20 protein-coding genes and 1 pseudogene are annotated in these 10,441 nt (G+C 34.8%); all 21 read left to right on the plus strand.

The window, feature by feature from the left end:
• The first annotated feature begins 9 nt into the window (after positions 1 to 9).
• Positions 10 to 264, plus strand: a complete 255-nt coding sequence (rpsQ, locus tag H510_RS0110560) for a 30S ribosomal protein S17 (RefSeq protein WP_026904299.1) — start codon at positions 10 to 12, stop codon at positions 262 to 264.
• 1 nt (position 265) lies between these two features.
• Positions 266 to 634, plus strand: coding sequence for a 50S ribosomal protein L14 (rplN, locus tag H510_RS0110565; RefSeq protein ID WP_026904300.1), 369 nt, complete (start codon positions 266 to 268; stop codon positions 632 to 634).
• Between the two features lies 1 nt (position 635).
• On the plus strand, positions 636 to 977 hold the full coding sequence (gene rplX / locus H510_RS0110570; RefSeq protein WP_026904301.1) for a 50S ribosomal protein L24: 342 nt from the start codon (positions 636 to 638) through the stop codon (positions 975 to 977).
• Positions 977 to 1,546 carry a 50S ribosomal protein L5 gene (gene rplE / locus H510_RS0110575; protein ID WP_026904302.1) on the plus strand — a complete coding sequence of 190 codons (570 nt, stop codon included), beginning with the start codon at positions 977 to 979 and terminating at the stop codon, positions 1,544 to 1,546. Before rplX ends, rplE begins: the two co-directional genes overlap by 1 nt.
• The gene (gene rpsN / locus H510_RS0110580; protein WP_026904303.1) at positions 1,539 to 1,808 is read left to right on the plus strand and encodes a 30S ribosomal protein S14; all 270 of its coding nucleotides are present in this window, start codon (positions 1,539 to 1,541) and stop codon (positions 1,806 to 1,808) included. The genes rplE and rpsN overlap by 8 nt, the downstream gene beginning before the upstream one ends.
• A 75-nt stretch (positions 1,809 to 1,883) precedes the next feature.
• Positions 1,884 to 2,282, plus strand: a complete 399-nt coding sequence (gene rpsH / locus H510_RS0110585) for a 30S ribosomal protein S8 (protein ID WP_026904304.1) — start codon at positions 1,884 to 1,886, stop codon at positions 2,280 to 2,282.
• A gap of 13 nt (positions 2,283 to 2,295) precedes the next feature.
• On the plus strand, positions 2,296 to 2,853 hold the full coding sequence (rplF, locus tag H510_RS0110590) for a 50S ribosomal protein L6 (protein ID WP_026904305.1): 558 nt from the start codon (positions 2,296 to 2,298) through the stop codon (positions 2,851 to 2,853).
• Between the two features lie 5 nt (positions 2,854 to 2,858).
• Complete coding sequence (gene rplR / locus H510_RS0110595) at positions 2,859 to 3,215, plus strand: 50S ribosomal protein L18 (RefSeq protein ID WP_026904306.1); 357 nt, start codon at positions 2,859 to 2,861, stop codon at positions 3,213 to 3,215.
• Positions 3,216 to 3,227: 12 nt separating this feature from the next.
• Positions 3,228 to 3,746 carry a 30S ribosomal protein S5 gene (rpsE, locus tag H510_RS0110600; protein ID WP_026904307.1) on the plus strand — a complete coding sequence of 173 codons (519 nt, stop codon included), beginning with the start codon at positions 3,228 to 3,230 and terminating at the stop codon, positions 3,744 to 3,746.
• Positions 3,747 to 3,750: 4 nt separating this feature from the next.
• The gene (gene rpmD / locus H510_RS0110605; protein WP_026904308.1) at positions 3,751 to 3,930 is read left to right on the plus strand and encodes a 50S ribosomal protein L30; all 180 of its coding nucleotides are present in this window, start codon (positions 3,751 to 3,753) and stop codon (positions 3,928 to 3,930) included.
• A 5-nt stretch (positions 3,931 to 3,935) separates the two neighbouring features.
• Entirely contained in the window at positions 3,936 to 4,382 is a 447-nt protein-coding gene (rplO, locus tag H510_RS0110610) for a 50S ribosomal protein L15 (RefSeq protein WP_026904309.1), read from the plus strand.
• A gap of 3 nt (positions 4,383 to 4,385) precedes the next feature.
• Positions 4,386 to 5,720 carry a preprotein translocase subunit SecY gene (secY, locus tag H510_RS0110615; protein ID WP_026904310.1) on the plus strand — a complete coding sequence of 445 codons (1,335 nt, stop codon included), beginning with the start codon at positions 4,386 to 4,388 and terminating at the stop codon, positions 5,718 to 5,720.
• Positions 5,721 to 5,728: 8 nt separating this feature from the next.
• Positions 5,729 to 6,514 carry a type I methionyl aminopeptidase gene (gene map, locus H510_RS0110620; RefSeq protein ID WP_026904311.1) on the plus strand — a complete coding sequence of 262 codons (786 nt, stop codon included), beginning with the start codon at positions 5,729 to 5,731 and terminating at the stop codon, positions 6,512 to 6,514.
• Between the two features lie 70 nt (positions 6,515 to 6,584).
• A complete protein-coding gene (gene infA / locus H510_RS0110625) occupies positions 6,585 to 6,803 on the plus strand; it encodes a translation initiation factor IF-1 (RefSeq protein ID WP_013633164.1) in 219 nt (72 codons plus the stop codon).
• A gap of 4 nt (positions 6,804 to 6,807) precedes the next feature.
• Positions 6,808 to 6,924, plus strand: a complete 117-nt coding sequence (rpmJ, locus tag H510_RS19890; protein ID WP_081659260.1) for a 50S ribosomal protein L36 — start codon at positions 6,808 to 6,810, stop codon at positions 6,922 to 6,924.
• A 31-nt stretch (positions 6,925 to 6,955) separates the two neighbouring features.
• On the plus strand, positions 6,956 to 7,333 hold the full coding sequence (gene rpsM, locus H510_RS0110630; protein ID WP_026904312.1) for a 30S ribosomal protein S13: 378 nt from the start codon (positions 6,956 to 6,958) through the stop codon (positions 7,331 to 7,333).
• Positions 7,334 to 7,349: 16 nt separating this feature from the next.
• Entirely contained in the window at positions 7,350 to 7,739 is a 390-nt protein-coding gene (gene rpsK, locus H510_RS0110635) for a 30S ribosomal protein S11 (protein ID WP_026904313.1), read from the plus strand.
• Positions 7,740 to 7,800: 61 nt separating this feature from the next.
• Positions 7,801 to 8,409 carry a 30S ribosomal protein S4 gene (rpsD, locus tag H510_RS0110640; RefSeq protein ID WP_026904314.1) on the plus strand — a complete coding sequence of 203 codons (609 nt, stop codon included), beginning with the start codon at positions 7,801 to 7,803 and terminating at the stop codon, positions 8,407 to 8,409.
• 86 nt (positions 8,410 to 8,495) lie between these two features.
• Entirely contained in the window at positions 8,496 to 9,488 is a 993-nt protein-coding gene (locus H510_RS0110645; RefSeq protein ID WP_026904315.1) for a DNA-directed RNA polymerase subunit alpha, read from the plus strand.
• 92 nt (positions 9,489 to 9,580) lie between these two features.
• Positions 9,581 to 10,108 (plus strand): 50S ribosomal protein L17, encoded by a 528-nt coding sequence (gene rplQ, locus H510_RS0110650; RefSeq protein ID WP_026904316.1) that lies wholly within the window; start codon positions 9,581 to 9,583, stop codon positions 10,106 to 10,108.
• Positions 10,109 to 10,261: 153 nt separating this feature from the next.
• A pseudogene (locus tag H510_RS19895) lies at positions 10,262 to 10,441 on the plus strand (IS5/IS1182 family transposase); the annotation flags it as partial.

The following is a 10,441-nucleotide window of genomic DNA, read 5'->3' on the forward strand; positions in this document are numbered from 1 at the left end:
AGAGTCGAAATGGAAAGAAAATTAAGAAAAACAAGAATTGGGTTAGTGGTGAGCAATAAGATGGATAAATCTATTGTAGTGAGTGTGGAGAGAAAAGTAAAGCACCCAATTTATGGTAAGTTCGTAAAGACGACTACCAAATTTATGGCTCATGACGAGAAAAATGATTGCGGTGTTGGAGATACCGTTTTGATCATGGAGACACGTCCTCTGAGTAAGAACAAAAACTGGAGATTAGTTGAAATTTTAGAAAGGGCTAAGTAAGATGGTACAACAGGAATCACGATTAAACGTAGCCGACAATTCTGGAGCTAAAGAAGTTTTAGTTATCAGAGTGTTAGGTGGTACCGGTAAAAGATATGCTTCTATTGGTGATAAAGTGGTAGTAACTGTGAAAGCAGCACTTCCATCAGGAAACATCAAAAAAGGAACAGTATCTAAAGCTGTAGTAGTTAGAACGAAGAAAGAAATCAGAAGAAAAGATGGTTCTTATATCCGTTTTGACGATAACGCGGCAGTATTATTAAATAACCAGGACGAACCAAGAGGTACTCGTATCTTTGGCCCGGTTGCAAGAGAACTGCGTGAAAAACAATTCATGAAAATTGTATCATTAGCACCGGAGGTTTTGTAAAATGGAAAATAAGAAAAAATCACAACCTAAATTAAATATCCGTAAAGGAGATTTAGTAACGGTTATCGCCGGAGACTCTAAAGGTCAACAAGGTAAAGTAGTTGAAGTAAGAATTAAAGAAAACAGAGCTATCGTAGAAGGTGCTAATATGGTTTCTAAACATTCTAAACCAAGTGCTACAAATCCTAATGGTGGTATAAGTAAAAAAGAAGCTCCTATTCATATCTCTAACTTAGCATTAGTTGATCCTAAAACGGGTAAGGCTACAAGAGTTTCAAGAAAGAGAACAGAAGACGGAAAAGTTGTTAGAATAGCTAAAAAATCTGGGGAGGAAATTAACTAATGGCTTACGTACCAAGATTAAAAGACAAATATAAGGCAGAAATTGTTGATGCTCTTAAGGATAAATTCCAGTATAAGAGTGTTATGCAAGTGCCTAAGTTAAAGAAAATCGCTATCAACCAAGGTGTTGGTGCGGGCGTAACTGATAAAAAGGTAGTTGAAGCAGCAATTGTAGAGTTAACTACCATCACCGGACAACAAGCTGTTGCAGCAAAGTCTAAAAAAGATATCTCTAATTTTAAATTACGTAAAGGTATGCCAGTAGGTGTACGTGTAACTTTACGTGATAATAAGATGTACGAGTTTTTAGATCGTTTAATCGCAGTTGCTTTACCTCGTATCCGTGATTTCAAAGGTATCAACGATAAAGGCTTTGATGGAAATGGAAACTATACTTTAGGTGTATCAGAGCAAATTATCTTCCCTGAGATTAATATTGATAAAATCAATAAAATACAAGGTATGGATATCACTTTTGTAACTAGTGCCGGAACAGATGTAGAAGCGTTAGAGTTACTTAAACAATTCGGGTTACCATTTAAAAATCAAAATAAAGTTAACAATGGCTAAAGAAGGTGTAAAAGCTCGCGAAATTAAGCGTCAAAAATTAGTAGCAAAGTTTGCTGCTAAAAGAGAAGAATTAAAAGCTGCTGGAGATTTTGCGGGATTAGATAAATTACCAAAAAACTCTTCACCTGTTCGTTTACACAATCGTTGTAAATTAACTGGTCGTCCAAGAGGTTATATGCGTCAGTTCGGTATTTCAAGGGTTACATTCCGTGAAATGGCACTTGCAGGTAAGATTCCGGGGGTTAGAAAAGCAAGCTGGTAATTAAATTAAAAGAATAAAGAATTTTTTTGTACTTTTGCGGTCCAAAAAAATTCTTTTTATTTATATAACAATAAAATGTATACAGATCCAATAGCAGATTATCTTACAAGAGTAAGGAATGCCATCAAGGCCAACCACAGGGTTGTTGAAATTCCTGCATCGAACCTGAAAAAAGAAATTACAAAAGTTCTTTTTGATAAAGGTTATATCACGAACTATAAGTTTGAGGATAACGATGCACAAGGCACAATTAAAGTTGCATTAAAGTATCATCCAATTACTAAAGTTCCTGCTATTCGCACCATAACAAGAGCGAGTAAACCAGGTTTGAGAAAGTATGCAGGTGTTAGTACTATGCCACGAGTATTAAACGGTTTAGGCGTTGCTATCATGTCAACTTCAAAAGGAGTAATGACTGATAAAGAAGCTAGACAGTTAAATGTAGGTGGTGAAGTTTTATGTTACGTTTATTAATTAGGAGAAAGAGATGTCAAGAATAGGAAAAGCCCCGATTTCAATCCCTAGTGGAGTAACGGTTACAGTTTCTTCAAGCAATTTAGTTTCTGTAAAAGGACCTAAAGGAGAATTGAGTCAACAAGTTGATGCTGATATCATCGTTGAGCAAGAAAATAATACTTTATTAGTAAAACGTCCTTCAGATCAAAAACGTCATAAAGCTTTACATGGCTTATACAGAGCCTTACTTAACAACATGGTTGTTGGTGTAACAGAAGGTTACAAATTAGAGCAAGAATTGGTAGGTGTTGGTTATAAAGCGTCTAATCAAGGAAATACATTAGATTTAGTTCTAGGATATTCTCACCATATCGTTTTTGCTTTACCTCAAGAAATTAAAGTTTCAACAACTTCTGAAAAAGGTAAAAACCCAACCATCATTTTAGAATCTATAGATAAGCAATTGCTTGGTCAAGTTGCAGCTAAGATTCGTTCATTCAGAACTCCAGAGCCTTACAAAGGTAAAGGTATTAAGTTCGTAGGTGAGCAGTTAAGAAGAAAAGCAGGTAAGTCAGCAGCTAAAAAATAATTGTTATGGCAGGAAAAGTAAAATTATCCCGTAGGGAAAGAATAAAAAAAGGTATCAGAAAAAGAGTTTCTGGTTCTACAGAGCGCCCTCGTTTATCTGTTTTCAGAAGTAACAAAGGTATTTATGCTCAAATTATTGATGATATAGCTGGTAAAACTATTGTTTCAGCTTCATCAGTAGAGAAGGATTTCAGTGCAAATGGTAATAAAGTAGATCAATCTAAAGAGGTTGGTAAAAAAGTTGCAGAGAAGGCTATTGCTGCTGGAATTAAACAAGTAGTTTTTGATAGAAACGGTTACTTATACCACGGACGTATTAAGTCTTTGGCAGAAGGTGCCCGTGAAGCAGGTTTAATATTTTAATTTCAGAAGCAGATGTCAACTATCAATATAAAAAGAGTAAAAGCAAACGAGATTGAATTAAAAGATCGTTTGGTTAGCATCCAACGTGTTGCTAAAGTTACCAAAGGTGGTCGTACTTTCAGTTTTTCAGCTATCGTAGTTGTTGGTGATGAAAACGGCGTTGTAGGTTATGGTTTAGGAAAAGCAAAAGAGGTTACTGAGGCAATTGCTAAAGGAATTGATGATGCGAAAAAGAACTTAGTTAAAGTCCCTATCATTAATGCTACTATACCTCATGAGCAAATCGGTAAATTTTCTGGAGGTTTCGTTTTCTTGAAACCTGCATCAAATGGTACCGGTGTTATTGCTGGTGGTGCGATGAGAGCAGTATTAGAATCTGCAGGAATCCATAACGTACTTGCAAAATCAAAAGGTTCTTCAAATCCACATAACGTGGTTAAAGCTACTATCTCAGCATTATCTCAACTAAGAGATGCTCATACTGTAGCTCATAACAGAGGTGTTTCATTAAGTAAAGTATTTAACGGTTAATACGATGGCTAAGATCAAAATAACTCAAATTAAGAGCGTGATCGATAGAAGTGAACGCCAAAAAAGAACTATCCAAGCTTTAGGATTAACTAAAATTAACCAAAGCGTAGAGGTAGAAGCTACTCCGTCAATTATCGGAATGGTAAAAGCAGTAAATCATTTGGTAGCAATCGAAAAAGTTTAATTACCATGAATTTAAGTAATTTAAAACCTGCAGAAGGTTCAGTAAAAAATAGAAAAAGAATTGGTCGTGGTACCGGTTCTGGACGTGGAGGAACATCTACACGTGGTCATAAAGGAGCTGGTTCACGTTCTGGCTATTCTTCAAAAGTTGGTTTTGAAGGTGGGCAAATGCCTTTACAACGTCGTGTTCCTAAGGTTGGATTTAAAAATCCTAACCGTGTTGAGTTTGTAGGTGTCAATCTAGATGTTCTACAAGGTTTAACTGAGAAATTTAATCTTTCTCTTATAGACTTTGATGTAATGAAAGAGCATGGATTAGTATCTAAAAATGATTTGGTGAAGATTTTGGGTAGGGGCGAATTAAATGCTAAATTAGAAGTAAAAGCACATGCATTTACAGCTGCCGCATCAAAAGCAATCGAAGCTGCCGGTGGTTCTGTTGTTAAATTATAATTAATGAAGAAGCTGTTCACAACTTTATCCAATATTTGGAAAATTGAAGAATTAAGAGTGCGTATTTTATACACACTCTTAATTCTTTTAGTTTATAGAATTGGTTCATTTATCGTATTGCCAGGTGTTGATCCTGCGTCTTTAGATACTGGTGAGGCCAAAGAAGGTTTATTAGGTTTACTTAATATGTTTGCAGGAGGTTCTTTCTCAAGAGCTTCTATTTTTGCATTAGGGGTAATGCCTTATATTTCTGCATCTATCGTCATTCAATTATTAGGAATTGCGGTTCCTTATTTTCAGAAATTGCAAAAGGAAGGTGAAAGTGGAAGAAAGAAGATTAATCAAATCACTCGTTATTTAACAATTATAATCACTGCTTTACAAGCTATAGGGTATGTTAAATCTCAAATAACACCTGATGCAAGATTAATTGCAGAGCCACTTTTTAGCATTACCTCAATGGTAGTACTAACAGCTGGAACTATGTTTGTGATGTGGATGGGTGAAAAAATTACTGATAAGGGTATTGGTAATGGTATTTCATTATTAATCATGGTAGGGATTATTGCTCAGCTTCCTTATGGTATTTCAGCGGAGTTCTTAAGTAGACAAAATGGTCAAGGAGGTTTAATTGCTTTCTTTATCGAATTTGTTGCTTTATTTGCGGTTGTGATGTTTACGGTTTTGATTATTCAAGGAACCAGAAAAGTACCTGTACAATATGCTAAAAAGATTGTTGGAAATAAACAATATGGAGGTGTTAGACAGTACATTCCTTTGAAGCTTAATGCCGCTGGTGTAATGCCGATTATCTTCGCTCAAGCAATTATGTTTATTCCTTCTACTATCGGTCAGTTTTTTCCGGAAGCTCAATCTTCTTTATTAACATCCTTTAGTGATTATACATCTTTAGCTTACAACTTAACTTTTGCTATTTTAATTATCCTGTTTACTTTCTTTTATACAGCCATTACGATTAATCCTAATCAAATGTCTGATGATATGAAAAAGAATGGTGGTTTTGTTCCAGGAGTAAAGCCAGGTAAAACAACAGCTGATTATATAGATGGAGTTATTTCTAAGATTACTTTACCTGGTTCTATATTTTTAGCTATTATAGCAATTTTACCTTCTATAGCCATTATTGCTGGTGTTAACTCGCAGTTTGCACATTTCTTTGGAGGCACATCACTATTAATCTTAGTAGCTGTAGTATTGGATACTTTACAACAAGTAGAAAGTCATTTATTAATGCGTCATTATGATGGATTAATGAAAACAGGTAGGATTAAAGGACGTAATCCAGTTGGAGCAGCAACTTCCGGTTCAGCAATTTAATTTGATCCATGCCAAGAGTTATTTTAAAGACAGCAGAAGAGATAGAGCTGATTAGGGAAAGTTCTTTACTAGTAGCTAAAACACATGGTGAAATTGCAAAGGTTATAGCTCCCGGAGTTACTACACAAAAATTGAATGATTTAGCGGAAGAGTTTATTAGAGATCATGGTGGAATACCTGCTTTTTTAAATTATAATGGATTTCCTTATTCGCTATGTATTTCATTAAATGATCAAGTAGTTCATGGCTTTCCAAGTAAGTACACACTTAAAGAAGGAGATATTGTTTCAGTAGATTGTGGTGTAGTTAAGAATAGTTTTTATGGCGATTCTGCTTATACTTTCGCAATAGGTGAAATAGATGAAGAGACCAAGAAATTATTAAAGGTAACTAAAGAGTGTCTTCTCAAAGGAATAGAAAAAGCTGTAGCAGGAAATAGAATAGGTGATTTAGCTTATGCCATACAAGAACATGCAGAAAGTAATGGTTTTGGTGTTGTAAGAGAATTGGTAGGACATGGCGTTGGTCATAAACTACACGAAAAGCCAGAAGTTCCTAATTACGGTAAGCGAGGAGTAGGAATAAAGTTAGAAGAAGGTATGGTTCTGGCAATAGAGCCCATGATAAATGCAGGAAGAGCTGGAGTGAAATTTTGGGATGATGGATGGACAGTATCAACTATAGATAAGAAACCATCCGCTCATTTTGAGCATACAGTAGCCGTTAAAAAGGGCAAAGCAGATGTATTATCGTCCTTTACGTACATTGAAGAAGTTTTAAATAATAAAATTTAAATATTAAAAAATTTTATTTAATTTTGCAGCCCGCTTTAGTGGGTAGAATTAAATAAATAATAATTATTATATGGCTAAACAATCCTCTATTGAGCAAGACGGAGTAATTAAAGAAGCATTATCAAATGCGATGTTTCGTGTTGAATTAGAGAACGGTCATGAGATCATAGCACATATTTCTGGTAAAATGAGGATGCACTACATCAAAATTTTGCCTGGAGATAGAGTGAAATTGGAGATGTCTCCTTATGATCTTACTAAGGGTAGAATTACTTATAGATATAAATAAGAAAATGAAAGTTAGAGCATCCATTAAGAAGCGCAGCGCTGATTGTAAGGTGATCCGTAGAAAAGGAAAATTATACGTGATCAACAAAAAGAATCCTAAGTACAAACAGCGTCAAGGTTAATCGAAATTTTTAAACTATCAACAAATAATAAATGGCAAGGATAGCAGGTATAGATTTACCAAAAAACAAAAGAGGAGAGATCGGCCTTACTTATATTTTTGGAATCGGTAGAAGTACAGCACAGTCAATTTTGACTCAGGCTGGAATCGATTTCAATAAAAAAGTTCAAGATTGGACCGATGAAGAATTAACAGCCATCCGTAACATCATCTCAGAATCAATTAAAGTTGAAGGACAACTACGTTCTGAAGTACAATTAAACATTAAGCGTTTAATGGATATTGGATGTTACAGAGGATTACGCCACAGAAAAGGCTTACCATTACGCGGACAGAGAACTAAAAACAATTCTCGTACTCGTAAAGGAAAGAGAAAAACTGTTGCTAATAAGAAAAAGGCTACTAAATAATAATTGATAGTAAAAAATGGCTAAGTCAAAAAAAGTTACTAAAAAACGTGTTGTTGTTATTGAGCCAGTTGGTCAAGCACATATCAACGCTACCTTTAATAACATAATCATTACTCTTACCAATAATCAAGGACAAACTATTTCTTGGTCTTCAGCAGGTAAGCAAGGTTTTAAAGGTTCTAAAAAGAATACACCTTACGCAGCATCACAAGCAGCAATTGATTGTGGAAAAGCAGCACACGATTTAGGTTTACGTAAAGTTGAGGTTTTTGTAAAAGGTCCAGGTTCAGGTCGTGAGTCTGCAATCCGTACATTACAAAATTCAGGTTTGGAAGTTACAACTATAAAAGATATAACTCCACTACCTCACAATGGATGTCGTCCTCCTAAAAGAAGAAGAGTTTAATAAATTTTAAAGCTAAGATTCTCCTAGCACTTGGTTAGGATGATACTTTAAACACAATAAAATGGCAAGATATACCGGACCAAAGTCCAAAATCGCTCGTAAATTCAGAGAGCCAATTTTTGGCCCTGATAAAGCATTAGAAAGAAAAAATTATCCTCCTGGGCAACATGGCGCTTCAAAAAGAAGAGGAAAGCAATCAGAATATGCGGTTCAGTTAATGGAGAAACAAAAAGTAAAATACACTTATGGTGTGTTAGAAAAGCAATTCTCTAACTTATTCAAAAAAGCATCTTCAAGAGAAGGTATTACAGGTACAAACTTATTACAGCTTTTAGAAGCTCGTTTAGATAATACTGTATACCGTTTAGGCATCGCTCCAACAAGATCAGGTGCTCGTCAATTAGTTTCTCACAGACACATCATGGTTAATGGTGAAGTTGTTAATATCCCATCTTATACTTTAAGAGCAGGTGATGTTATTGAAGTTCGTGAGAAGTCAAAATCACTAGAAGCAATTAGTAACTCGGTTGCTGGCCGTACTATTAATAAACACAACTGGTTAGAGTGGGATGCAAAAACCTTAACTGGTAAATTATTACAGTATCCAGATCGTGATAGTATTCCTGAAAATATTAAGGAAAACTTAATCGTCGAGTTGTACTCTAAATAATGATAAAATGATTAATTGCCAATTTCTAACGAAGTTGGCAATTAGTTGTTTATCTAAGAATTAACGATAAAACATAAGGCAAATAAATGGCAATTTTAGCATTTCAGAAACCTGACAAGGTAATTATGCAGAAATCTACAGATTTTGATGGTACGTTTGAATTTCGTCCATTAGAACCTGGTTTTGGTGTTACTATAGGTAACGCTTTAAGAAGAATCCTGTTATCTTCATTAGAAGGTTACGCAATTACCTCAGTTCGTTTTTCAGGTGTATCACATGAGTTTTCTACCATCAAAGGTGTGGCAGAAGATGTTGTAGATATCATCTTAAATTTAAAACAAGTTCGTTTTAAGAAAACAGGCGAGTCTGGTGATTCAGAAAAAATCTTTGTAATCATCAACGGTCAGGAAAGTTTCAAAGCTGGAGATATTTCTAAGTTCTCTAATAATTTTGAGGTTTTAAACCCTGATTTTGTTATTTGCAACATGGAAGACTCTGTTACCTTAGAGATTGAATTAACAATCAATAAAGGAAGAGGTTACGTTTCTGCAGAGGAGAATAAAAATGCTGACGCTGTAGTAGGTGTTATCGCAATTGATTCAATTTATACTCCTATCAAGAACGTTAAATACACTATAGAAAACTATCGTGTAGAGCAAAAGACTGACTACGAGAAATTACTTTTGGATATTTCTACTGATGGTTCTATCCATCCTGAAGAAGCACTTAAAGAGGCTGCTAAAATTTTAATTCAGCACTTTATGTTATTCTCTGATGAGAATTTAGTATTAGAGTCTCAAGCAAAAGAAGAAACTAAAGAAGTTGATGAGGAAGTTTTACACATGCGTAAAATCTTAAAAACTGAATTGGTTGATTTAGATCTTTCTGTTAGAGCCTTAAATTGCTTAAAAGCAGCTGATATTCGTTCGTTAGCAGAATTGGTTTCTTATGATGTTGCTGATATGTTAAAATTCAGAAACTTTGGTAAGAAATCATTAACAGAGATTCAAGAATTAGTAAAATCAAAAGGTTTATCTTTTGGTATGAACTTGTCTAAATTTAAATTAGACGAAGAATAATCTTTTAAAGATTATATAAAAGCGAAAATCTCGCATAATTCCCGGCTCGCCATAGGGGCTTGAGCTGACGGTATGCGAAAATTAATATAGTAATGAGACACGGAAAAAAAATTAATCATTTAGGTCGTACAGATAGTCACCGTAAGGCGATGTTATCTAACATGGCATCTTCGCTTATTTTACACAAGCGTATTACTACAACCTTAGCAAAAGCTAAAGCTTTACGTACTTATGTAGAGCCTATCTTAACTAAGTCTAAAAATGATACTACTCACTCTCGTCGTACAGTATTTCAATTGCTACAAAACAAAGAAGTTGTTACAACTTTATTCCGCGAGGTAGCTGAGAAAATTGCATCAAGACCAGGTGGTTACACTCGTATCATTAAATTGGGTAATCGTTTGGGTGATAACGCTTCAATGGCTATTGTAGAATTGGTAGACTTTAATGAGGTTTACGGTGCAGAAGCTAAAGTTGAGAAAAAATCAACTCGTAGAAGAGGTTCTGGTAGTAAAGCTAAAAAAGCGACTCCTACTGCGGAAGCAGCGACAGAGGAAGTTGTTGAAGCTCCAGCACAAGAAGAAACTTCTAGCGAATCTTCAGAAGAAGAAAAAGCATAATTATCTTAACGAGATAAATAGAGAAGAGGCTGTCTCAAAGAGGCAGTCTCTTTTTGTTTGATAATAATGAGTTAATTTAGTAGATAAATTTCATATTTTTTTTGGTATAAATACTTGATTTACTTATATTTAAGTGTAAATCAATAAGATGTAATGCCAAATAAAGTACCTGTTTTCAAGCCCTATAATCAGCATCAAATCATGATGCTTCCTCCATCCTTAGAGGAGCTTATACCTGAAAGTCATACAGTTAGAGTAGTCAATGAGGTTATCAATCGCATCAATGTAGAACCTTTATTATCAGCTTATCAGACTAAAGGCACATCATCCTAT

Origin of the sequence: Pedobacter glucosidilyticus DSM 23534, from assembly GCF_000425145.1 — a bacterium.
Lineage (GTDB): Bacteria > Bacteroidota > Bacteroidia > Sphingobacteriales > Sphingobacteriaceae > Pseudopedobacter > Pseudopedobacter glucosidilyticus.